This window comes from Desulfosporosinus burensis, assembly GCF_054657535.1.
On the sequence record NZ_BAAHYN010000004.1, the window covers coordinates 117374 to 142058 of the forward strand.

22 protein-coding genes are annotated in these 24685 nt (G+C 43.6%); 5 read left to right on the forward strand and 17 right to left on the reverse strand.

Annotated elements, in window-relative coordinates:
* The first annotated feature begins 215 nt into the window (after positions 1-215).
* On the forward strand, positions 216-752 hold the full coding sequence (locus ACYQ3Q_RS07920; RefSeq protein WP_459928062.1) for a nucleotide-binding domain-containing protein: 537 nt from the start codon (positions 216-218) through the stop codon (positions 750-752).
* Positions 753-1009: 257 nt separating this feature from the next.
* Here ACYQ3Q_RS07920 and ACYQ3Q_RS07925 read toward each other — a convergent pair whose 3' ends face one another.
* The 12 genes from ACYQ3Q_RS07925 to ACYQ3Q_RS07980 form a co-directional block, all read right to left on the reverse strand.
* Positions 1010-1777, reverse strand: a complete 768-nt coding sequence (locus ACYQ3Q_RS07925; protein WP_459928063.1) for a hypothetical protein — start codon at positions 1775-1777, stop codon at positions 1010-1012.
* 462 nt (positions 1778-2239) lie between these two features.
* A complete protein-coding gene (locus ACYQ3Q_RS07930; protein ID WP_459928064.1) occupies positions 2240-3100 on the reverse strand; it encodes an ATP-binding protein in 861 nt (286 codons plus the stop codon).
* 133 nt (positions 3101-3233) lie between these two features.
* Complete coding sequence (locus ACYQ3Q_RS07935) at positions 3234-3569, reverse strand: hypothetical protein (protein ID WP_459928065.1); 336 nt, start codon at positions 3567-3569, stop codon at positions 3234-3236.
* Positions 3566-5389, reverse strand: a complete 1824-nt coding sequence (locus ACYQ3Q_RS07940; RefSeq protein ID WP_459928066.1) for an ATP-dependent nuclease — start codon at positions 5387-5389, stop codon at positions 3566-3568. The genes ACYQ3Q_RS07935 and ACYQ3Q_RS07940 overlap by 4 nt, the downstream gene beginning before the upstream one ends.
* A gap of 397 nt (positions 5390-5786) precedes the next feature.
* Entirely contained in the window at positions 5787-7610 is a 1824-nt protein-coding gene (gene glmS / locus ACYQ3Q_RS07945; protein WP_459928067.1) for a glutamine--fructose-6-phosphate transaminase (isomerizing), read from the reverse strand.
* A gap of 656 nt (positions 7611-8266) precedes the next feature.
* Positions 8267-9604: a phosphoglucosamine mutase gene (gene glmM, locus ACYQ3Q_RS07950; RefSeq protein ID WP_459928068.1), complete on the reverse strand. Its 1338-nt coding sequence runs from the start codon at positions 9602-9604 to the stop codon at positions 8267-8269.
* Positions 9605-9695: 91 nt separating this feature from the next.
* Positions 9696-11297: an NAD(P)/FAD-dependent oxidoreductase gene (locus tag ACYQ3Q_RS07955; protein WP_459928069.1), complete on the reverse strand. Its 1602-nt coding sequence runs from the start codon at positions 11295-11297 to the stop codon at positions 9696-9698.
* A gap of 4 nt (positions 11298-11301) precedes the next feature.
* Positions 11302-12543 (reverse strand): CdaR family protein, encoded by a 1242-nt coding sequence (locus tag ACYQ3Q_RS07960; RefSeq protein ID WP_459928070.1) that lies wholly within the window; start codon positions 12541-12543, stop codon positions 11302-11304.
* 4 nt (positions 12544-12547) lie between these two features.
* Positions 12548-13360 carry a diadenylate cyclase CdaA gene (cdaA, locus tag ACYQ3Q_RS07965; RefSeq protein WP_459928071.1) on the reverse strand — a complete coding sequence of 271 codons (813 nt, stop codon included), beginning with the start codon at positions 13358-13360 and terminating at the stop codon, positions 12548-12550.
* 114 nt (positions 13361-13474) lie between these two features.
* A complete protein-coding gene (locus ACYQ3Q_RS07970) occupies positions 13475-14497 on the reverse strand; it encodes a DUF1786 domain-containing protein (protein WP_459928072.1) in 1023 nt (340 codons plus the stop codon).
* 56 nt (positions 14498-14553) lie between these two features.
* Positions 14554-15702 (reverse strand): DUF362 domain-containing protein, encoded by a 1149-nt coding sequence (locus ACYQ3Q_RS07975; protein WP_459928073.1) that lies wholly within the window; start codon positions 15700-15702, stop codon positions 14554-14556.
* Positions 15703-16434, reverse strand: coding sequence for a PIG-L deacetylase family protein (locus ACYQ3Q_RS07980; protein WP_459928074.1), 732 nt, complete (start codon positions 16432-16434; stop codon positions 15703-15705).
* Positions 16435-16834: 400 nt separating this feature from the next.
* On the opposite strand from ACYQ3Q_RS07980, the gene ACYQ3Q_RS07985 reads away from it, so the two are divergent.
* The 3 genes from ACYQ3Q_RS07985 to hepT all read left to right on the forward strand — a co-directional run bounded on the left by ACYQ3Q_RS07985 (position 16835) and on the right by hepT (position 18644).
* On the forward strand, positions 16835-17668 hold the full coding sequence (locus tag ACYQ3Q_RS07985) for a CAP domain-containing protein (RefSeq protein ID WP_459928075.1): 834 nt from the start codon (positions 16835-16837) through the stop codon (positions 17666-17668).
* Positions 17669-17836: 168 nt separating this feature from the next.
* Entirely contained in the window at positions 17837-18247 is a 411-nt protein-coding gene (gene mntA, locus ACYQ3Q_RS07990) for a type VII toxin-antitoxin system MntA family adenylyltransferase antitoxin (RefSeq protein ID WP_459928076.1), read from the forward strand.
* Positions 18237-18644 (forward strand): type VII toxin-antitoxin system HepT family RNase toxin, encoded by a 408-nt coding sequence (hepT, locus tag ACYQ3Q_RS07995; protein WP_459928316.1) that lies wholly within the window; start codon positions 18237-18239, stop codon positions 18642-18644. The genes mntA and hepT overlap by 11 nt, the downstream gene beginning before the upstream one ends.
* 236 nt (positions 18645-18880) lie before the next feature.
* Here hepT and wecB read toward each other — a convergent pair whose 3' ends face one another.
* The 4 genes from wecB to ACYQ3Q_RS08015 all read right to left on the reverse strand — a co-directional run bounded on the left by wecB (position 18881) and on the right by ACYQ3Q_RS08015 (position 22905).
* Positions 18881-19963: a non-hydrolyzing UDP-N-acetylglucosamine 2-epimerase gene (gene wecB, locus ACYQ3Q_RS08000; RefSeq protein WP_459928077.1), complete on the reverse strand. Its 1083-nt coding sequence runs from the start codon at positions 19961-19963 to the stop codon at positions 18881-18883.
* A 71-nt stretch (positions 19964-20034) separates the two neighbouring features.
* Positions 20035-20760 (reverse strand): glycosyltransferase, encoded by a 726-nt coding sequence (locus ACYQ3Q_RS08005; RefSeq protein WP_459928078.1) that lies wholly within the window; start codon positions 20758-20760, stop codon positions 20035-20037.
* 71 nt (positions 20761-20831) lie between these two features.
* Positions 20832-21758, reverse strand: a complete 927-nt coding sequence (locus ACYQ3Q_RS08010; RefSeq protein WP_459928079.1) for an NAD-dependent epimerase/dehydratase family protein — start codon at positions 21756-21758, stop codon at positions 20832-20834.
* 82 nt (positions 21759-21840) lie between these two features.
* Positions 21841-22905 (reverse strand): NAD-binding protein, encoded by a 1065-nt coding sequence (locus ACYQ3Q_RS08015; RefSeq protein ID WP_459928080.1) that lies wholly within the window; start codon positions 22903-22905, stop codon positions 21841-21843.
* 194 nt (positions 22906-23099) lie between these two features.
* Here ACYQ3Q_RS08015 and ACYQ3Q_RS08020 point away from each other — a divergent pair, with 194 nt between their 5' ends.
* Entirely contained in the window at positions 23100-24095 is a 996-nt protein-coding gene (locus ACYQ3Q_RS08020; RefSeq protein WP_459928081.1) for a glycosyltransferase family 4 protein, read from the forward strand.
* Here ACYQ3Q_RS08020 and ACYQ3Q_RS08025 read toward each other — a convergent pair.
* Entirely contained in the window at positions 24081-24665 is a 585-nt protein-coding gene (locus ACYQ3Q_RS08025) for a class I SAM-dependent methyltransferase (protein WP_459928082.1), read from the reverse strand. The genes ACYQ3Q_RS08020 and ACYQ3Q_RS08025 overlap by 15 nt on opposite strands.
* Positions 24666-24685: the final 20 nt, after the last annotated feature.

The following is a 24685-nucleotide window of genomic DNA, read 5'->3' on the forward strand; positions in this document are numbered from 1 at the left end:
ATTGTCATGTGGCCTATTTAGCCACATGACAATCATTATCTCCTAGAAACGACAAAGAAGGCAAGAAAAAACGCTCACTTTAATGTCAATTAAAGTGAGCGCCCACACCTGTTGATAGTGGTCAAAGTCTAATCTTAACAGATAAAGATAAAACAAAAATAAGCAACCTTAAGTACAGATTGACGAGCTACATAAATAATCTATCTCCTTTATTTATGGCTTCTTGTACCGAAAATGAAGCTATAGAAGCATGGAAACAATTTTTCAATCACGATTATTGGAGTGATTTGCTAATAGAAGATTCACAGATTCTTGAAAAATCGTCCTATTCTTCTTTAGAGCAAAGGTATGCTTATGATGAGACTGAAGAATTTATTGAAAATATGTTTCCCGTTGAACTTAAATATGTCTTACGTATTGATTGTAAAGTTACTCAAGCTGGATGGCGTGAGAATCTTCTAAAAACCATGCTAAGAATGTCTGAACCCCTAAGAACAAATAAACAACTAAATTTTTTTGTTGTCAGTAATACCGTTCCCTCGCCATATCAAGTGTATTGGAAAGTTAGAAACTGTGGTGAAGTTGCTGAACAAAAAAATAATTTAAGAGGGCAGATAGTAAAGGACAACGGGAAAGAAATTAAACACGAAGAGACTCATTTTCGAGGAGAGCATTTTGTAGAATGTTATATTATTAAGAATGGTGTTTGTATGGCAAGAGATAGGATAGATGTTCCAATTAGTACGCTTTAAAAAAGCTTGATAATTGAATTGAATGTTAATAATAATGCGGCCCCTCATCTCTTAGACTAAGAGATGGGGAGCCGCTTTCACCATCTAGTGCTTACATTAATTTTTAACAACAAAAAAGTCTAATGGCATTAAACCGTCAGCCTTTTTGTGAAAATACAGCATTTCCCTATCCCAGACTGAAATAAGATTTCAACTCAAAGAGTACCTATCTTCATGGCGACACGTCGAAAGATTCGGTTTGCTTTTTGATATATTCCTTATAGACTACGGGGCTTATTAAAAGAAATACCCAATTTATCTTTTAGGTACCTTTCAAGAACAAAAACAGGTATAAGCGGGGTGGTATCATCTTTCTTCAGGAAATACTGAGTGTCGCCAGTACCTTGGCTACTATGGTACAAATGGCGTTCATCTTCCAATGCATCTTTTACAGGTTGACCATCAAGAACGCCATCGCTTATCTGCCAACACATAATGCCGTATAAATGTTGAAAACAATGGTTAAATGTTTCCTTAAGCGAATATTTCAATTCTAGATATCTGTAGTCAAAATTAGAACCAAGTTTAGTTTTATCCAATGTTCTTACTATAAGGTCAATTCCCGTATGAGTGTCGTAATCTATAATCTCAAAGGGATATAAATCAGGTACAAGCATTGAAGTTTGTGTTAATAAAGCAAAAACACCTCCTTCTTGAGTTGGCTGTAACAACTTTATGCCTTTATATTCAGCGTATTTTTTCCTTTTCACTCTATCAAATCTACGTTTCCAATCACTGGCCTCTCTGTCTCTAGTTTTTTCGCCTGACGCCTGCCCTTCTAAGTCATCCCATTGACCCCATTCTTCACCGCTTTCAACTTCTGTTTTTAACATTCTAATAACTCTTTCAATATTCTGCATAACTTTTGAGTCTGTACTATCTACCGAACCTCTGTTGGCCGTAAGCCTAAAAGCTTGACAGTTGAAGAATGCATGATACCTTGTAAACTCACTTCCCTTTGTAACAATCCATTCGTTCTTACGCATTATTGGGACAAAATCTTTACACAACCACAGACCATATCTATCCTGGACATTGTACAGTCCATCTTTTTTCTTTTTCCCTATATACGGATTATGTTGAATATTTCGCTCCGAGAGAACCACTGTGTCGGCGAAATAGAGCCATTATCACGGAATAAAAGAGCCAGACTCACGCTCAAGGGAGCCGCCCTAGTTTCAAGCCGTTGTTACAGACCCGAAATTAAAACTTGACATGGGTAGGGATGTGCTACCCTAAATCAAGGGGGTGGGGCTTACCCAAAAGACAGTCTTCCTTTTAGCCACACCCCTCGACCCACTGAAGCACATCCCGTGGGGCCCCATGTCAAGTTTAACCCCAGAGAAAATCGACTTTTTTGGTGGCTCTCTGTTCCGTGAAGGTGGCTCAGTTTGAGCGTGAAGGCGGCTCTCTTTTTCCGCTAAAGCGGCTCTTTCACCCCGAAATACTCAATTATGTTGTCTTTTCTTTGTATCACCTTCCAAAGAAATAACTGCATGCCACTTATATTCAGGAAAATCAGGTAATGTCCCACTTTTTATAATTCGGCGACAGTAGTATTTTGGAGCGTCTGACCCATGCTCAGTTATTAATTTTTCTAAGTCTTTAGATTCTTGCGGGAATGGATGCCCCCAAAAGAATTGTTCAGGCTCTGACCTATCTACACCTTGTAGCTTAATGGTTGTTAATGTTGATTTCGGAATATCTTGGAACTGATTTTCGTTAGCACCAAACTTAGTGAACCATAGGATATAGTCTTTCATCTTATGATGGGCAAATGTCGAAGAATCGTTGTTTTCATAACCAATTATTTTTATAGTAGTTTCATGTAGACTTGAGGAACAATCTGTAATCACGGGAATCGCCGACAGTTTTAATCCCTCACAAACCTTTTCCCAAGGGTTAAGCCATGAAACTGAGTAACTTTTTCCATCTTTTTTAGTGGTGACACTAACTTCATCGCTACAAAAGTATAATAATGTTCCGTGTCCTTTCTCACCAACGAATGAACTATCAGGATTTAACTGTTTCTTTTCATAACTTTCCGAAAAGCCCAACCCAGCAAAACGCTTCAACCCTTCAATATCCATTCCAGAACCATCATCCCAAAAAGTAATAACGAGGCAACGTTTTCCTTTTATCGTCTGAACCTTAGTAATTATTGACATTCGAGTTGCCCCATAATCGTGTGCGTTACTTATGGCTTCACGTAAAACTTCCAATGGGTAAGCCTTATTGAGAATAATTTCCTGATACGCGTGACTCTCATTAACAGAACTCTCAATTGCTATTGCATTTTGATTTCCCACAGTACCCCTCCTAACTAAGTATCTTTAGAATTATTGTGTAGAAGTCCACCTTCATTGGACAGTCGAAATAGTTCTAAAGGGAAAATGGTCGGATGAAACTTCAAAATTCATCTAGATGAGTAATCACGACCTATTAGGAAACATCGCCCCAATCACGTTCTATCAACCAAGGAGACCTATTAGTATCCCAAGTTACAATATTGGAAGGATTAAATTCATTTTCAAGTACAACAATCTCTGCTATCTGTTCTGGAGAAAGGCTAAGAATATGTGGCTTCTCATCACTGTCAATATCCCATACATGAAATCTATCGTTCTTTATTTTAGCTCTTCTACTCGGACCGAAATCCATAGGAGCACAGGTTCTTATAATAGTAAGCCCATCCTCTTTCGAATAGAAACTTATTTTTACCAATTTCTTATCTTGAATTGCCCCAACGAACTGAGTTACAGCTTCTTGAAGGTTCATCCTACATCTCGCCTCGCTTCCGAATCATTATTAGCCACTTGATATGTCCTATTAAAAATCTGAATAATTTTATCGGGTATTTGGTCCTTATTATCAATGAATCTCCCCATTGCATAACCAATGTTCGGCTTGGTATCACGGAATAACCTTGATAATCCCTCTGAGAATTTATTTCCCGTCTCCCTTAATGTAACAATATCCTGTTTACACCAAACTCCCTCTGTTTTGGTAAAAGAAACATTTCCCACGGAGGCTATGACTTCGTCAGAGAATGAATCTTCAAACTCATTTACACCTATAAAGAATACCTGTTCATCAACATTGAAGCCGTCCCTCTCTAAATTTTCTCTGTTAAAAAGTCTCTTTGATGGGCCTGTATTACAATCATTATCTAATAGAAATACAACATTACGATTATGAGTATTTAGAAACTTAGCAAAGGCTCTAGCCCCCGCATTGTTTTCTCCGTTGATTAACTTTATCCCTGCTGATTGCATGGACTGTTCATAAACTAAGCGGAACAACTGTGGCAAGGTATGCATTTCTGTTGGACCTTCTACAATAAGAAAGCACCTTTCGTGGAACATAGTTCCATTATCCAGCCCTATACCAAGCCCAATTTCGTTGATAAACAAATCTTCCGTCTCAGTGTCAGTCATGTTTAATGAGTCAATTATTGTTCTACCTATGCTGCTCAACCTAAAATGGTTAATCTTATTTAGCTGCATCCTGTTAATTAAGTTCATAGAATGAGTACAAATTATTACTTGTATGTCAATTTGTCCATACCTACAAAGGATATCAAAAAGCTTTCGTTGACTAGAATAGTCCATATGTGTATCTGGTTCATCCAGAATCAAAATAATATCTTGTTCTGCGTCACCCCGTTGTGACAGAGCCTTAGTGCTCCACTCATAAATTCCCAACGTGACTTGTCTTTTCTTTCCATCACCCTTTTTACGAAGTTCAATAGGGGCTCCTCCCATTTCCAATAGTTTCAGTGTTACTGGTGAGAGTCCACTAGAAATACTAAAATGCGGCTCAATTATAACAGAATCAACTTCAGTATAGTACGTTTGAATATACGGTGTGAGTTCATCAACCTTACTGCATAAAACTTCCGTTATTCCTGCTTCAATTTCTGTAATCTGTCCATAATATTTGTCACTGGCAATTTCCGTGTTACAGATGCTACGTAGTACGTCATTAACTACTCTCTCAGGGTCTAAAGCTTTTGATGAAGAAAAAACCTCGACTCTTGGCAGTAATTTTTGAATTTCTGTCACCATTGCCATTTCGCCAGTGGCTTTGGGCTGGCTATCAACCCACTCAGAAATCTTGCCTACAATATCTGCCTTTAAACTTTTACCAACTAAATCAATGTGGTATTTTTCGGCCAGACTCTTTAAATCTCCTATTACGTTACCTTTCCAATTAGATTGAAATTCTTGGATGGATGAAACTTGTCCAATTATCGTAAAGATAGAAGTTCCATCTTTTTTCCATTTTTTTTTAATATGCACTTCACTTATTTCCCCTAACACAGACGTTACTATTTCTTTTTCGCTTTCTTTAACAGGCAATAACTTTGCTTCTATTATGATTTCATCGCATTGACAAAGACCATTGCCATCCGTATCCCAAGTATAATCTCCTTCTTCGGGCTTGTTGGGAGTAGAAAAGAGTAATCTTAGTGCGTCGGTACTGGCAGTCTTCCCACCATCGTTCTCCCCGATGAATGCAGTTAGGTCATGGACTTTAACCCAATCGGTCAGTTTGTGTGAGCGAAAGTTCTCAATTTTAAATTCCGATAACTTCAATTCTGTTCACCCCTCTATTTAGAAAAAGTCCATTCATGTTCAATATCTTAGTTAATAATAAATATATTCTGTACAATTGTAGGAAATACTGCCACTATATGTATATAATTTAAATTATAATAAGTTATTCTAGGTATTTAAATCTTCAACAGGGGAAAAGCACATTACTAAACACATATAGTTCTGCAACGTAGAAAAACCCTAATATTCAGACCTGAATATTAGGGTTTTTCGATGAATTTGTGGATTAGTGTAGTGTCAGAGCTATAACTTAAAACAGTTCTGGCATTTGTGATATGCCAATATGACATCCGTTAATATATTTAGTGACATTCGTTGTTATATTATATGACAACATTAATTATAATTCACAAAAACCAACTAACAGCTCAACCCCCTACTCCACCGTAACTGACTTAGCCAAATTCCTTGGCTTATCGACGTCACACCCTCTAGCCACGGAGACATAGTAAGACAGAAGCTGCAGCGGTATAACTGTCAAAATCGGAGCAAGCTCATCTAGGGTTTCTGGAATGTAGATCACATGATCGACGGACTTCGCCAAGTTGGTGTTGCCCTTATAGGTCAGCCCGATCACTCGAGCATCCCGAGCTTTGACCTCTTTGACATTGGAGATCGTTTTATCGTACACATCCCGTTGAGTTGCCAGAGCAATCACCGGCGTATGCTCTGTGATCAGTGCTAAAGTGCCGTGTTTTAATTCTCCCGCGGCATAAGCTTCTGCATGAATATAGGAAATCTCCTTTAATTTCAGGGAGCCTTCCATGGCAACGGCCCAGTCTAACGAGCGACCGATGAAAAAAGTATCTTCCACATTAACAAAGGACTTTGCTAACTCTTTGATCAGGCTTTCTTGATCCAGAACCTCCTGAGCCTGGGCAGGAATTCTCTTCAAAGCGGAGATAATTTCCCCGATCTTTTTGGCAGGCAAGGTTCCTTTGACCTGAGCAAGATAGAGTCCGAGTAATACCATTCCTTCCAGCTGAGTGGTATAGGCTTTCGTAGAAGCGACCGCGATCTCTGGGCCCGCCCAAGTAAAGATTACATCATGAGCTTCACGGGATACCGTGCTGCCCAAGACATTCGTGACGGCTACCACGCGTGCTCCGCGGTTTTTAGCTTCTCGCAGTGCCGCTAAAGTGTCTGCTGTTTCTCCAGACTGGCTGACCACCACGACTAGGGTATTCTCATCCACCAGCGGGGAGCGATAACGGAACTCGGAGGCAATATCCACTTCCACCGGGAGACGTGCCCAGCGCTCAATCAAGGTCTTGCCGACTAATCCAGCATGCCAGGCAGTACCACAAGCCACAATATATACCTTGTTGATTTTCGCAAGTTCTTCAAGGGTCAGATCGACTTCCTGAAGAACGACTCTTTCTTCTTCTAAACGACCCAACATCGTATCCTTCAAAGCACGGGGCTGCTCGTGAATTTCTTTGAGCATGAAATGCTCGTACCCGCCTTTTTCTGCAGCCACGGCATCCCACTTCACGTCAAAAACGTCCTTCGTGTGCGGAATTCCTTCGAAGTCCGAGACTTTAACCCCAGCTTTTGTTATGACGACCATCTCGCCGTCATCTAAGATATAGACTTTTCTCGTATAGTTTAAAATCGCGGTTATATCACTGGCCACGTAGAACTCACCGTCTCCAAGGCCCACTACCATCGGACTGTCTTTACGGGCGGCAACCAACTTATCGGGATCCTTGCGGCTTAGGACAACCATGGCATAGGATCCATGAATTGTCTTCAAGACTTCGCGGACGGCCGCCTCAAGGTCTCCTGCGTAATAGTCCTCCACCAAATGAGCTAATACTTCTGTATCTGTTTCTGAAACAAACCGATGTCCCTTTTCAATGAGTCTTTCCCTTAATTCTAGGTAATTCTCAATAATTCCATTGTGCACCACGACAAAATCCTGACCACAGTCGCTATGCGGATGAGCATTAGCTTGAGAAGGTCGCCCATGAGTCGCCCAACGAGTATGCCCGATCCCAATGAATGATTGGGAATAAACTGCTCCAAGTTCCTCTTCTAAAGCTACTAACTTACCCACGCTTTTAGAAATGACAATTTCCTCATGATCCAGCACGGCAACGCCTGCGGAATCATACCCCCGATACTCAAGCTTCTTTAAGCCGTCTACCAAAATTGGAATGGCTACTCTATTTCCAATATATCCTACGATTCCACACATCTGTAACATCTCCTTCAAAATAATTGCGCTGGCCGCTAATCGTTAATCCTTATAATCCCTGTTCTTGCTTTACGTATACTACGTACGTCCCTCGATGATTCATTTAGACTGGTCTTCCGCTAAAAAAATAAAGTCGCCCCTGCACGGACGACTTGTTGCTTTAGATTTTAGGCAATTCAAGCAAGGGGTCAAATTGAGTAGACTTACCCCTTGTCTTGTCAGCTTTCTCTTTGTCCCGAGAATTACTCCTCGGTTTTAAGCAAGCTTTACGGTGACAAGCCACCGAGAGGGATCCGCCGAATTGTTCGATAACCCTCTTCCTCGTCGACCTTAAATCAAAAATCCTCTTAAGGTCCTGGCGCTTTATTATAATTGCCCTCTTACTACAACCGTCTATCCACAAGTATCTTTAGCTTTTTGCTCAAGCTCAGCTCCTGGCTCCAAAACTCTGAGCTTCAATCTTCAACTCTCAACCTAGAGCATCACCTTCTTTCCATTATTATAATAGACAACACATTAAGAATCGGTCTGCCCTCCGATACGGGTACAGCGGATCGGTTCTGTTCATGTGCCTCAACTATGTGAGTTCTTTACTGCTTAAGGCACATGAACCATTATACGTGAATTAGAGACAGTAAGCTATTGGTATTTTTTATTTATTCATCACATTGATTAATAATGTCAATGACCTCTTGGGCCAATTCTTTTAATTTTTGTTGGTCAGGTCCTTCAACCATGACTCGGATGAGTGGCTCTGTCCCGGAAGGACGTACTAAGACTCTGCCAGTACCGTTTAGAAATTCCTCAGCTTCATGTACTTTCGCAAGAACTCTCTCATCCTTCATTAGGCGGTCTTTATGTTGTACCTTAGTATTGAGGAGCACCTGAGGTAAACGCTGCATTTGTGATGCGAGTTGGGAGAGCGGAAGTTGTCGCTCCTTTACCACGGCTAACAACTGCAGAGCGGTCAATAATCCATCTCCGGTCGTGTTGCTGTCCAGGAAAATAATATGTCCAGACTGCTCTCCACCAAGCTTCGCCCCGGTCTTGATCAACTCTTCCATGACATAGCGATCCCCGACTTGTGTCTCGTAAATTGAGATTTCTGCCTTTTTCAGGGCCAGATGGAGACCTAAGTTACTCATGACGGTTATCACGACTGCATTTTGGGCTAAGGTCCCTTTAGCCTTTTGGGCTAGGGCACAAATCAGCATGATAAAATCTCCATCTAAAATAGTCCCACGTTCATCAACCACGATTAGACGGTCAGCATCTCCGTCCATGGCTAAGCCTAGATCTGCACCGTGTTCTAAAACTGCTCGCTGTAACTGTTCTGGATGAGTCGATCCACAACTATCATTAATATTTACACCGTCTGGTGTATTACAGATAGAGATGACCTCTACTCCGATTTCTTGCAATACTTCTGGGCCTACAAACGATGCCGCTCCATTGGCACAGTCCAAGACGACTTTAATCCCGTCCAGTCGCCCCACAGTACTTTTAAGAAACTCCTTATAGCGACGTCCTGCATCGTTCACCTCAATCACTCGCCCGATCTCACCGCCAACTGGAATCTGCCAAGGTTTATCTTCACTATCTACAATGCTTTCGATTTCATCTTCAATAGCATCCGGTAATTTATACCCGGTTGAATCAAAGAACTTTATGCCGTTATCTTGGACAGGGTTATGGGATGCTGAAATCACCACTCCGGCACTAACATCAAGGGTACGCGTTAAGAGAGCGATCCCAGGTGTTGGTAGTACACCGACCCGTAAAACATCCGCTCCGACGGAGCATATTCCGGCGATAAGTGCCGCTTCAAGCATATCTCCAGAAATCCGAGTATCTTTGCCAATGACAATTCGAGGGTGTGGATGCTCCTTACTAAGTACATAAGCCCCTGCCTGCCCAAGTCTAAAAGCGAGACTCGGTGTCAACTGGCTGTTAGCCACACCACGGACCCCATCGGTTCCAAAGAGTCGACTCAAATCGTTCCCTCCCTTCATATCTTCTAGTGTATTACTTCTTAAGCAAAATGTTCTTCATCTCTAACATCTTTTTAGGGTTAATTGTATTAGTCTACTCTATTGGAGCATATTGCGCCATAAGAAATTCTGCCATTCTTAATCCGTCCACTGCAGCACTTGTAATCCCCCCAGCATACCCGGCTCCTTCACCTGCTGGATAAAGCCCTGACATACTTAAAGATTCCCCCTGCGTGTTTCGAAGGATGCGGATGGGGGCACTTGTCCTTGTCTCGACTCCGGTCAAAGTGGCTCTTTCCCCAGCAAAACCTTTAATTTTACCGTTGAAAACTCGAAGAGCTCGCTCTAATACCTCTCCTACTTGAGTCGGAAGTACCTGATGTAACTCACTCGGCGTAATGCCCGGGGCATAAGTTGGCGACAAGTCAAAGCGCTCTGTGACTCGCTGTTCTAAAAAATCTAACACTCGTTGAGCTGGAGCCCGATAATTTGACCCTCCAGCAATAAATGCCTTATGTTCCCATTCTCTTTGGAATTCTAGGCCAGCCAGAGGATGGTCGGTCGAAAAGTCATCTGGACCAACGGTTACAACAATCGCACTGTTGGCAATCTGCGTGTCCCGATCATAGGCGCTCATACCGTTCGTAACAACCCCTCCCTCTTCCGAGGTCGCGGCCACAACCTTTCCGCCTGGGCACATACAAAAAGCATAGGCTCCCCGTCCCGTCCTTACGTCCTGATAGGTCAGCTGATAGTCCGCTGGGCCAACATGGGGGTGTTCTTCGACTCCATACTGAGAAAGATTGATGAGTGCCTGGGGGTGTTCTACGCGCAGACCAATTGCAAAGGATTTTTTCTCTAGCATAATGTCCAGAGAGTGGAGTAATTTATAAACATCTCGGGCACTGTGTCCGATGGCGAGAATCACCGCTTCGGCAGGAATTTCCTCCCCATCGTTGACGACGACCCCTTTCATTCGGCCTGACGCTGGTAGCAATCCGGTCACTTTAGTCTTGAAGCGGATCTCGCCACCCAAAGACTCGATTTCCATCCTGATTCCCTTGACTACTTCTTTAAGAATATCCGTCCCAATGTGGGGTTTCGCCAGATACTGAATCTCAGAGGGAGCCCCATGTTTAACAAACGTCCCTAAGACGTCAGAAATTCGTCGGTCCTGAATTCGGGTTGTGAGCTTGCCGTCCGAAAAGGTTCCAGCTCCCCCTTCCCCAAATTGAACATTACTTTCCGGGTCTAACGTTCCCGTATCCCAGAGTTCCTGAACCTTGAGTGTCCGTTCTTCGACCGAGTCTCCACGTTCAAGAACAAGCGGCGCATACCCTCTTCTGGCTAAGGCTAAGGCGGCAAAATACCCTGCTGGTCCAGCTCCAATCACTACTGGGCGATGTTTCAAGGCTAGGCTAGGCCTAGGCCAAAGTACTGGGGCCTCTAGCGGAGCTTCTTTCAGTCCAGGGACCCGCGCTAAAACACGACTCACCTCAGTATTAGGTACATCAAGGGAAAACTGGATCGTATAAACGAACGCCAGATTGGGCTTTTTGCGGGCATCTAAAGAACGACGTAGGAAACGAAGACCGCTGATAAAGTGGCTTGGTACTTTTAGCTTTCGTGCAAGCGTTGCCATTAACAACGCATCCTCTTCGACAGGGATTCTTAGATTCGTATACAGTAAATCCACGTGACTATTCTACTCCTTTAACTACCTGAGCTTTGAGGCTATAGTCCACCTGCACTGTAGTAGGCAAGGTTACGCCCGGAGGGAGCTGCCAGAATACGTTCGAGCCGAGATAATCTCCAGCCTTTTTATCGGAGGCGTCAACCCAGAGTTGTATCTGTTCTGGAGTTACCTTGTCTAAAACATTAGAATGACCCTCGATCACAACATCGATAGGAGAAGTAATTTTATCAACCTTTAGGTCAGTCCCAACATTTCGGACTTGGACCACTACACCTGAGATACTCTTTTGGATGGGTCCATCCCCAACTTGAACGAAAACACTTAAGTTGGTCCCGTTCAGGAACGAAATTCCTTGTGGTAACGTGACTTTATCTAACGGTATCTGGAAATTTTTATCCTCGGATAGATTGCTAATGTCCACTGGTCCTATATTCAGGAAATCAAAGGCTTTTAAAACCTGGGGAGTCCCTTGAACTGTTACACTTGCAGGGGTAGAGACTAAGGAACGAAGTTCCTTACCTGAAGCAGGCGTTCCAGTAGTTGTTGCCCTCAAAGGGATCATCTTAGTAGAGAGCCCTTTGGCGATCACCGGAGCAATCACATCCACACTGCTTGGATAAGCACTTAAAATATCTGCAGCCGGATTCGGTCCAAAAATGGGTTTGCCCCCTTTATCTCGAAAGCTTACGGGTTTAGCAATCTGAACTGTCTCACTTGCACCCGATACACTAATTTCTACGGTCACTCTATCCAGGGTGCCAAGAATCGAACTCGGTCCACGAACATTAACCGCCGACGGTTTGACAATGGGACTACCCACTTCATAATCATTGGCAGGATTTCCTGACACGATAGCCTCAACTGGGACCGTCTTCTCTTGAACCCTATCCAAGGTCAATTTAAGGCTGGCCGGTTGGAGATCCACTACATTCATTCCCGGTGGCGTGTTGACTTTAATGACGTAGGTGCTTTCCCCTGGCACTGCATTTGAAAGGTCAATTTGAGCATAGATATCTTTAATATTAGCGCTTGGGTTACTCCCTTGTATACGAACACGAACGACTGGAAACTGAGTCATTACGACCATGTTTTGATCTAATCCGCTTGCTACGAGTGGAATAGCCGATGTCTGTTCGGGAAGAAGCTTATCGGGGGTCTCATCATTCAGAACAAAGAGCCAAAAGAGGATCGCAAAAAGTAATGAGAGGATCTTAACCCCGAGGTTGCGGCGAAACATATCAAGCATGGGGCTACCACCTCCAAAACGGAATGACTGATGAAGAAAGACTCTTAATCTCAAGTTCGCTCATCAATAATTCTCGTAGCATTTTCTCGTCCATAAAACGTGTCAGCGTTCCATCGATGCCTACTGAAATCGCCCCTGTTTCTTCGGAGACGACAATTGCCAATGCATCCGTAATTTCTGTTAATCCCAAAGCTGCTCTATGGCGTGTTCCCAATTCCTTTTGGATATTTGGATTTTCGGAGAGTGGAAGAAAACACCCTGCAGCAGCGACACGATCCTGCCGAACAATGACTGCACCATCATGTAACGGTGTATTAGGGATAAAAATATTGACTAAAAATTCCGAGGAGAGCATTCCGTCGATTTTAATCCCAGTCTCTACAAAGTCCTGGATTCCTGTTTTCCGTTCAAGCACGATTAAAGCTCCAATACGAGTCTTGGACAGGACCTGGGTGCAACGCACTAACTCTTCCACGACCTGTTCCTGAGTATCCAAACCGGGAGTCGAGGGATGGCGAGTGAAAAATCGTCCCCTGCCCAGCTGCTCCAAAGCCTTCCTGAGTTCCGGCTGGAAAACAACCGGAATGGCGATAACAAACATTTGCAAAAGTTTATCCAACAACCAACTAATCGTTGTTAACTGAAAAAATCTAGCAAGTAAAGAGACTGCTACTAGGACCATGACTCCCTTAACCAATTGTACAGCACGGGTCCGCTTAATGAGCATATAAAATTGGTAGAAGACCACCGCCACTACGATGATATCGATTGCGCTTCGAAATTCAAAGTTCCGAAATTGAGATAAAAACTCTGCCATGATCTCCCCCCCTTTCTACTCATTCAAACGTCTACCTGTCAAATGAATTTAGCCACTCTGTTTGATTCTCCAATTAAATGAAAAGTCCTTGCCATTTAAAATATTTTTTTAACCTTAAAGGATCCCCATACCGACAAGAATCCCAAAACACCCTGTTAACATCATATCTCCATACGGTGCGGCTTCGTACCATTTCAGAGATTTTGCCAAACTTCTGCGGGGCCCGGTGACCGTGATAAACTCCCAACCCGGTCGCATGTCTGGATGTATTGTCGAACCATGTCCTCCTTGGTCGAAGATTTCGGCGTTTGTTAATTCCGTCGATCGAAAACGTTGTATAAGATTGGCCAGTGAGTCGGCATTGAGCATACTAGTGTGTTGCTCAAAAATCCCATAGACCCGATCCCCGCGAATAGCTGCGGCGAGAGTGTGAGAATTGCCAATATTGACGGCTATGATTCCTTGATTAAGATAGGGTTTTACCATGGGGTCCGCCGTGATTCCCAAGAGGGCCGCCGTCCCAGTATCCGTTAGAACTGCCCCAGGTAAAATCTCTCGGACTGCACGCATTCGCGTATACACTTCTGGAATATCCTCGGTAAACACTAATTTTCGCAGGTCCCCACCTTGTAGAATAAACTCATCCCAGAGCCGAAAGCGAAGAATTCGATTGCTTTCGGTTTCGCTAAAGCCGTGATCCTGTACCGCTACGGCTGATTTTAAAGGATAGTCAAGATCAAAAGCATGAGTTGCCTGTTGCAAAGAAACCGTATCGATATCTCCCAGCCAAATTGAGGTTGCCGATTCCGGTGCTTCTTGGCAAAGCACGATTCCCATCTCCTCGACTCGCGCCAAATTATCATGATATGTAACTGCAGCTTGAGGAGTTGCATAGGCCCTTAGACCCGCGGCTACATGCTTTTTCAGAGCTTGAGCACTCGCCCCTCCACCCATTAAATGGCCATGGAGAAAGATTCCCTTCCCTTGTTCTGTAGCTTTTCGAATCTTGCCTGCCACCAGCTGGGTACGACTCGGTACGATAAACTTAGGACAGTTTTCCAGTGATCGTCCTGGCTCGTAGATAAGGATATCCTGCGTGCCAGATCCCACATCAACAACTATAACACTTTCTGCCATTGCTTACACCTCCACAATAAGACTCTGCGGTTGTTCTCTTACTACATTCTGGGGAATTACTTAATAAATTTTCTACCGACCCACGGTTTAAAAAGTGTTACCGCCTTATGTGGACAAAGCTCATGACAGCAAAAACAGCGTATACAGGCTTCTAGATCCACGATCGGGCGCTGATTTTCATTCATTGTCAAAGCTTTAGGCGGACAGTTATTAAGACAGTCCCGGCACCCCACACACGTTTCATGTTCAAAAACAGGGCGAGGACGAACACGGTTGAGTATAAATTTCTTCACACTTCGCGGGAGTGGAACCATATCCAAGAAATTAGTCGAGACTGCTTTAGGTATTTCGAAGCTTTGAATCCGCCACAGGGAGCGCACATCCCCTTTTAAATCGACTTCGCTAAGACGACTAGTTAGACCACGAGCGCGGGCAGCCATCAGGGTGGGAACCTTTTCTGGCTTTAAACCAATCAGATCCGTAGCTACGACATCTAAGGCGAAAGGGTTCGTACTCATAATCAGAGCGTTGACGTTTCGTGGTTTGCCGGCTGAAGGTCCATCTCCCTCCATGCCTACAATCCCATCCATAATGCTTAACGCAGGGTTTACCCAAGTGGCTATGTCGACCAAAAGATCTGCAAAATCAGGGATCTTAAACATTTTTAAATGATATTCGGCTTTTAGAAGTCCAGGGATAACGCCAAAAAGGATCTTAACAGCCCCCGTGAAGGTCATCATGCCATGGGTTTTTAATTTAGAAATAGGGATCACAACGTCGGCATTCAAGACGCAGTTCGTTACGGTTAAAGTTTTAGCAAGTTTCCCCTCCGGATATTGGAGGGTTGTTTGTCCCACATCTTCGTTTAGGATTGCCCCGGTCCGCTCTGCAACCTCACGCAAACCCGACTTTGTATAAATTGTTTGGAGTGCAGCCACTGTGTAAGGTCCACCCGGACTATCCCCAATAATCGGTATTCCGCCAGCCTCTTGAACGAGACGAACGACGGCTTCCACGACACTGGGATGGGTCGTGACCGCTTCCTCTGGTCGTTTTTTCATGAGAAGGTTTACTTTTAGTAAGACCCTCTGTCCGGGCTTCACAAAGGGGGATATGCCGCCCCATTCAGCCAAGCCTTCCCTCAAACGCATTTCCACGTCTGCAGAATAGTCCGGGCAAAATTTCATTACTACTTTGGCCTGCACTTAGGATCCCACCCTCTCCAAATCTGCCATGATATCCTCTCCCCGTCCAGGAAAGGGACTTACCTCCAAATCGCATTGAAAATATTCTCTACTTAAATAATCCTGTTTGACGGTTTCCTCTAAGGACTCAAATTTATGCAGAGAACCTCTTTGAGTCCGATGTTCTAGGATTGCCTGCCATTTCCGCTCCATCCATGCTGAAATTGGGATAATATAATCGATTCCCTGCCGCTTTTCCTCGGTAAGCCTCCAGCCAGGCTGAACATAGCAAAGACGTGGCAGAGTATAGGGTTTTCCCCACTCCTGTACTACGGGCTCCTTCGCCAGTTTAATAGCTGCCTTGGCAAAGTGATGAATCGCCCGATGGTCTCTGTGTCCGGATGCACCGTCTGCTCCAAAGGTGATCACTACTTGAGGACGTCTGGTTCGGATAATGCGAACAAGTCTTTCCACAATTTCAAGGGGTGGTGCCAGCGGAACTTCCTTGTCAAGATATCCCAAGAAACTAACTTCAGTAATCCCTAGGACCTTTGCGGCACTCATCAGTTCTTGTTCTCGAAATAAACCCAGTTCTTCCTTCTGACAAAACCCTGCTGTTTGACCAGCCTCGCCCTTGGTCGCGACGACAAGGGTTATATTAACCCCTTGTTCAGCGTATTTAGCAATGGTACCGCCCAAGGCGAAGGACTCATCATCAGGATGAGCAAAGATGAGAAGCATCTGTTTTGCCATCCGATTACTTCACTCTCTCTTTTTTATTATTTAGTCGTCAACGGTGAGTTTAATAGTCTATGTGTTTACAAAAAACACAAAAGCACCAATAAGTAAAGCTGTTATAGTTTATCAAATCAACGTTATTTAATTTTGATTAGGTTACTCATTATTATAGCCTTTTTTATGCATTGAGGGAAATTTCAACTCGTCAAACATCTTGATAATCTCACTCGATATTCACCAAAAAACTCCTCTGTATAAAAGTACCATTTATTCAAGCAACTTACTGTGTTATACTGCACTTGTCATTCGGACAAGCGCTCAACTTAGTTGTCAATTCAACGTGTCCGGACTGCCCTATCGTTTGTCCCGCAATTTCTGCAATTTAAAAATTAATCATCATAAGGAGGCTTCCCACATGAAAAGAAACTTTAAATTAATAGTGAGCATTCATATGGTCGTCTTCATGACCTTAGTCGCTTTACCGGTACAAGCAGCCATCAATATTGGCGCTCCTCGTCCCCTAACAGGTTCCGTTGTCACCCTTCGTTCTTCTGGTCCTGTGATAACGCCAGTAATACCCACTCCAGTTCCAACTCAAAATCCCGTATCCCCTTCCAATCAGGGAACCCAAACCGTGGTTACGACTCCATCCACCACGAATCCTCAAACGACCATCTCTCCCTCTCAATGGATCAATATCGGACCAGAACCGACAACCAATAGTGGAAGCGTTATTTCTTTGAAAAATATCCTTAACCAACCCAATAGCATCCCAGTAACCGCTACTCCGACTCCTGTTCCAGTTCCCGTTACTACTACTACAGCTCCTGCTCCAACACTCCCTGTCATTCCACCAGTAATCGAGTTAACGGCTGACGAGCAACTTATGGTGGACATGATCAATCAAGAACGACTTGCTGCTGGCTTAAACCCGGTAATAGCAGACCTTCGCCTTACCGCAGTGGGACGTGCTAAAGCCAACGATTTGAAAGTAAACAACTACTTCAGTCATACCTCTCCAACCTACGGTAGCCCATGGGCTATGATGCAGCAAGTAGGAATTACAATACGCTGGGCTGGAGAAAACATTTCTGGCAATAAGTCCGTTTCAGGTTCCATGGCATCCTTAATGCAAAGCCCTGGGCATAGAGCAAATATTCTAGATCCTCGCTTCACACATGTAGGCGTAGGGATAGCTTATGGAACCGCTTATGGTAACCTTTACGTTCAAGAATTTTTACAACAATAGTAAGTACGATTAAGGACCTCCTGTTTGGGGGTCCTTTTAAATGTAGGTTCGATTGACAAAATGTAAGTGGAAGATAGCTCATTTTTATGCTATAATTAATTAAATAGAAAATTTTGGAATATTACAGTTATTAAAATCCCAGCGTAAAATGCAGGGAGGGAAATATGTTTGAATATCACTGATAACACGTTAAGCCAAGTTAAAGAGTATCTTATAAAGGAATTAAAGCCCCATACTATAATTCTTTTTGGTTCATCCGTGAAGGGTTATTTTCGGGATGATAGCGATATTGATGTTGCTTTTATTAGTGATATAGACGTTAAGTCCTATGATCTTTATCTCTTAGCTCAGGCTCTCGTTATAGAGGTAGGGCGGGAAGTTGATTTAGTGGATTTAAGGCAAGCATCCACTGTCTTCAAGGCACAGATTGTTGGCTTTGGTCAAGTGATTCATTCTAACGACCCAAAGAAACTGGCCGAATTTCAAATACGGACTCTCAAAGAGTATGCCTTACTTAATGAAGAAAGAGCAGAAATCCTCAGGAATATTTCTGCGAGGGGGAGTGTATATAGTGGATGATGTTGTCTTCAATAAAGTCGCGATTATTGAACGTTGTATACGTCGCATCCAGGAAGAGTACAAAGGGAACTTTTTGAACCTCGAGAATTATACCAAACAGGATTCAATCATACTCAATATCCAACGTTCTTGTGAAGCAAGCATTGATCTTGCGATGCATCTGGTAGCTTCGAAGGGTCTAGGTATTCCCCAGTCAAGTCGGGATGCCTTCGATTTTTTACAGGAAGCTGGTATTATCGACGAACATCTCGCTCAGAAACTCAAAGCAATGGTTGGATTCCGTAATATCGCTGTCCACAATTATCAGGCAGTTAACTTAGAAATTATACAGGGAATTATCGAGAAGAACCTAGCGGATCTCCTAAAATTTGGGCAACTGATTCTTACTATTAAGTGAAATACAAAGCAGCACCCCGTTCAAGAATTTTTACAGGTATAGTAAGTGATTAAGGACCTCCGATTTGGAGGTCCTTTTTTGTACTATCAGAAAGTATAAATTTCTGGTAAGCATAAGTGCAACTAAGGCGGCCGCCTTCGCTGAAGCTTGGCGCCAGCTAAGTTTTCTTTATTTTATTGTTTCCCGCCAAGACTCAACTTTTTTATATTTTTGAACATTTACTAAAATATCAACCTTCAAGCACCCCAACTCAGAAGGATTTTTACGACTTTCCGGCTTACGTTTTGCACCATGTAGTCTGGCGGAGGCTCCCAGTCACACCCTTGACTTAAAACCGTTTTTACGGCTCGCAAGATGGCTACTGATTCACATCCAGCAATTAGATTACTCCCTGCCTCCAATGTTTCCGGTCGCTCGGTTACATCCCGTAACGTCACATTAGGTATTTTATAAAGACAACACTCTTCTTGAACTGTCCCACTATCGCTCAAAACACAGTAGGCATTTTGCTCCAAACACACAAAATCGAACAGCCCTAGAGGTTCCACGACCTGGATGCCGTTTCCTGCGAAAGTCCTGTTTTGCTTCTCCAGCTGAGAACGAGTACGTGGATGAAGACTGCAAATAAGTGGCAAGCCGTATTCTTCATATAACCTATGAAAAGCGGTTATGAATTTTGCCAGACGTTCCTCGTCATCAACATTTTCAGCTCGGTGTAAGGTCACTAGAAAATAGCCTTTGCAGGCCACTCCCACCGCCTGTAGAGCCTGGCTTTGGGCAATCCTATTTGCGTAATGGGTTAGAACTTCCCAAATCGGGTTACCCGTTACATAAATGCGTTCCCCTTTAATCCCTTCCCTTAGCAGATTAGCCCGACTTCGTTCCGTGTAAGGTAGTAATATATCGCTGCAATGATCCACCACTCGACGATTGATTTCCTCCGGTACCCGGTCATCATAACAGCGGTTACCTGCCTCCATATGGTAAACCGGAATCTGTAGCCGCTTAGCAACCATCGCCGCCAAGGCACTGTTGGTATCCCCTAAAATAAGCAGGCGATCGGGCTTCTCCTTGAGCATCACCCGTTCACATTCACTGAATATCTGCCCAATTTGACCCATTAAAGTCGGTGCCCTGCAGTCTAGCAAATAATCCGGAGACCTCAACTTTAGGTCAGTAAAAAATATCTCGTTCAACGTCCGATCAAAATTTTGACCAGTATGCACGAGAATATGCTCACAGAGGTCATCTAAGAGTGGAATAATTCGGCTTAAACGAATAATTTCCGGACGTGTCCCCAATATGGTCATAATCTTCATTACAGGAATTCCCTTCAATTGTAATTAACTACCCTGATAAAATTTCTATCTCTCAATCATCTCATTCAGGCTCAAGTTTTAGCCTCCTGCTGGTAATTTAACCACTCGGGAAATAGCCGTTTAGCTCTCTCTTGTACAATCAGAGAACACGCTTGGTTAGGATTTTGACTCATATTTTCACCGTGCCAACGATAAGCCAACAGAGGTTCCTCCAAAAATCCGCAAGAATAATGCCTAAGAAAGCGAAACCACAAGTCATAGTCATGGGCTTGGGGCAGACTTTCGTCGAAATATCCTATTATCTTTAAAGCAGAGCATCTCATCATCACGGAAGATCCGTTAATAAAGCAGCCCTCCATGAGCATCGTCACCATTTCCTGCTTGTCGGAAAAATAGGCTGAATTAACCTCATACTGTTTTGCGCCGTTGGAATCAATCACGACAAAGCTCGTGTAGCTAAAACCCAGACTCGGATCACGTTCCATCAGTCCCACCTGTTTAGACACCTTTTCACCTATTAGTGCGTCATCTGCACTTAACCAGCACACGTACTTACCCGTTACAAGAGATAACCCAAGATTTAACGCACTGGGTGTTCCCCCATTTTCTTTATAAACATAGTTAATTTTTGAACGATACGGCTTCACGAATTCGGCTGTTCCATCGGTGGAACCATCATCAATCACACATACTTCAAGATTTGGATAACTCTGATTGATGACACTATCAAGCGCATAAGGGAGATACCGGGCGTGATTGTACGTGGGGATAACGACACTGACTTTGGGTATTAGCATTAGCGACCCTCCTTGTAATCGATATTCGATATTCGATATTCGATATTCGAACTACAAACCACGAACCACGACTAGGGGCGATTAGCCATCGGATATATCGTCTTCATCCACTCTACGGTAATGGGTAATCCTTCTTCTAACAATACCTTCGGGTCATGTCCAAGGTCAGCTGTTGCTTTGCCAATATCCGGTCGTTTACTGACCGTATTGTGCTTGTCTTCTGGAAGATACTTTACTAATTTCGGATCACCGTCCGTATAGCTCAGCACTAATTCACTTAAATCTTTAACACTGCGATATTCTGTCCCCCCGATGTTATACACCTCACCTGGCTTGAAGTTATTCGCCACGTTGGCTATGGTCGGGATTAAATCGTCGACATACATGAAAACACGGTAGTAGCCTTCATAAACCTCATAAGAAATACCCTTTAACGCTCGATAAATAAAGAGACAAACAACACTACGGTAGGAGTGGTAGTATTCCCCCGGGCCGTAGGCATTGAATAAGCGCAGTCTAACAATCGGAGATTCATATTTCTTTTCAAAGTTGATCACTTGGACTTCATTGGCCCACTTAGTTAAAGCATAGTCATTATGCTGAATAATCGTCTTCTTTAACGGTAAATCCTCTGTTAACAAGGGTTCTGCTGCTTCTCCGTAGATTTCAGAGGAGCTTGTAAAGATCAGTTTAAAACCCTTTTTTAATTGCCATTCTAAAATGTTACGGGTCCCGATCACGTTTGTTTTCCAAAGAGTGTCATAATAATGCTCTCCATTGATCCGGCCAAATTCAGCGGCTAAATGAAAGACATAATCATAGTTTTGCTCAAAGACCCGCTCTAACTGGCGATACTCAGAGATGTCCGCCCTAATATATTTCTCCCCCAGATGATGTTGTAAATCAACTTCCCAAACATCATGTCCCCGATATTGTAGTACTTCTACCAACCGTGAACCTAACGTTCCTTTACTACCCGTTACTAAAACTTTAGCCATCGTATTTACTCCTTTTTCCACTATTTTAAGCCAAGAATCCTTTATAGTTTTGCTGACAGTTTCCCAGATGACCTGTGACCCTTTATTTAATGTCTAAGGCTTTTTGCCGATCCAATACTACCCTATCTACTACTTGATCCTCTTTTTTGGTTTCCTGACCGACCTCAAACTCATTAATGGAGTTAAAGCCCGCTCCACTCAGCTCAGCCGGCGAAAATAAGGGATCTTCCACCCAAACAGTATTTCCTGCCGCTTCTAAAGCCCTGACCAAATCAACCCCTCTGCTATGCTTAAGATCCTTCACGCCTGTTTTATAGCTCAAACCTCTGACCAAAACCTCTTTACCACTGCCCACCTGTTTCACGATTCGATCTCGATAGTCCTGATCCGCTTGTTCAGCCCCTTCCAACAACGCTGAGGTACAAACCGTTCGTAAGAAACTCATGTCCTTAGGCAGACACTCCCCACCAATGCCCCAGTCTGTACCTAGAAGTTCCACGTTATTTTTACTATTGACAGCCATTCTTAGTTCGTCATAATCCATTCCTTGGGCAACACAATATCCATAGATTTCCTGAGCAAAGGCTACATCTACATAGCGCTTGACATTCTCAACCACCTTAGACAACTCCGCCACCCGAACGTCAGAAACTTCAACTAGAAGAGGCACCAACGGAGTATAAAACTGACGGCCTTTTTCTAAGCAGGTATTCGTAAAGGCTCCTATAACCCGCGGGGTATCACAAACGGTTTTGTCAACACCAAACATTACCCTATGGGGTACATGGATTAGAAAAATATCAGTCCCTAATTCAAAGCCCTTTTTTTCCAGGAATTCACGCACACGCCTCATGGTTCCTAGAGGCAACGTCGATTCGATGGAAATCAACGAGCCCGGAAAGATGATCATTTGCTCTAAAGCCGAAAATAGGTTTTGTCCCTGATTACCAGTGGAAGGAGCCATTAACCAAACATCTATCCCAGTTAAAGCCCGATAATCCGAGGTCACTCTATAACCCTTGCTCCGTAATTCGTTGACCCTACTCTCATTCACATCCACCCCGACGACCTCTCCAGGAAATTTATGACAAAGGTAAGTGAAAAGATTAAAGCCGATATTCCCCAAACCAACCACACAAATTTTCATTTTTTAGGATCCATCCCTTCCCCTAACTCATCACTATAAGTTATGGCAGTCCACCCCTTGTTGACACAACAGAGGTATGCTCCTAGAAATAATCCCTGTAATATTCGATTTAGCTGCAATTTTGCCACCTTGGCGCCGGGCGTAACATACACTGAAAAGATAACAAATTACGGCATCATTAGGAGGGCTAAATTATGAAACTAGTTATTCCAGTCGTAAGTTTGGAAACTGGGGGGACACGCTTCATTTATCAGTTAGCCAATGAAATGGTGGATAAAGGACACAGCGTTGAAATCGTACTCCCTGAAAACGCCTCAGTGGCTTGGCCTCTACGGGCACAAATTACCCGAGTCAAAAAGCTTACTCCTAATACAATACCGCCTGCGGATTTCATCCTTCCAAATTTCTATCCAACTGTTTTTCCAGCATGGGAATCAAAAAAAGGCCGAGTCGTCCGACTTAGCCTTGGTTATGAACCTTTATGGGTAAATGAAACCGCAAAAGCACGGGCTTCTTATCTTATCGATGCGCCGATCATTTCCATATCTCAATGGCATCGTCAATTAATTTTACAAGAAACGGGGCGGGACAGCACAGTAATTCCAGGAGGGGTTGACACCACTGTTTTTAAGCACTTTCCCAAACTATCCCTATCCACCGGTCGCCTAACCATTGCCTATATCCTGCGTTCGAAGGACCATGGCTACACTTGGAAGGGCGCCGAGGACTTTTGGGAAGCCTGCCAGCATTTATCACAATCCGTTCCTGACTTTGACATCCAAGTTGTCACCCCAGAGAGGGTACCCTCCCAGGCACCCCTACCCTATAAGATAGTAAAAGCTGATACTGACACTGAGATGGCTCATTTCTACGCCCAGGCAGACATCTTCGTTTCGACCTCCTACTTCGAAGCCTTTGCCCTCCCCCCTTTAGAAGCTATGGCCTGTGGTACAGCAGTCGTTACCACTGATAATGGTGGTAACCGTGATTACGCAAAAAACAGAGAGAACTGTTTACTTGTCCCCCCTAGCGATATCAAACAACTTACCCAGGCGCTAGCTCAATTGTTAACCCAAGAAACGTTACGCAATCAGCTTGCTCACGCCGGCTCACAATTCGCCCTACCCTGGACCTGGCGGCATACAGCCGATAAAGTAGAAGCCTTACTTTTGCGGTTAGCCCATGACTAGACTGCAATCCTTCCAAGCTAATAGGGCGTCAATAGGCTCAGCGTTTTCGCCATAGACCTGCACGAACGCTAAATTTGTCTGATCGTGGAACTTACTTAAAATAACAATATTGTAACCAAGCTTTTGGAAATCCTCAACCTCCCATCCCGATCGATGCCGTTGGAAGCTTTCTCCCCCTAAGCCGTAATGATCAACCTCTAGCTGTTGAAAAAAACCCCGGGGAGTAAAGACAATAACCTTTTTGGCAGCGATCTCTTCTACTTGGCGCAGGACTTCCCATGCAACCCCTTTCTCAAAATGTTCAATGACATCAATCAGCGTTACGCTATCTACGGACTTAGGCAGAAATAGTTCGCTCAAGCGCTCTGCCATGAAATTTAGTTTAATAAACTGATCACTATACTTAGCATGCTCTAAGTATGGCCGATGAGCATCAACGCCAATTTTTATAGGGCAAGAAAAATCTTTGAGAGTCTCACCTACTCCGCAGCCAATATCTAGGACCGTACGGGAATCTGACAGGAGTTCATTAATCGTATCCAGGAAATTTTTATGATTTACGATATACACTGGCTGAACATCCTTCCAAT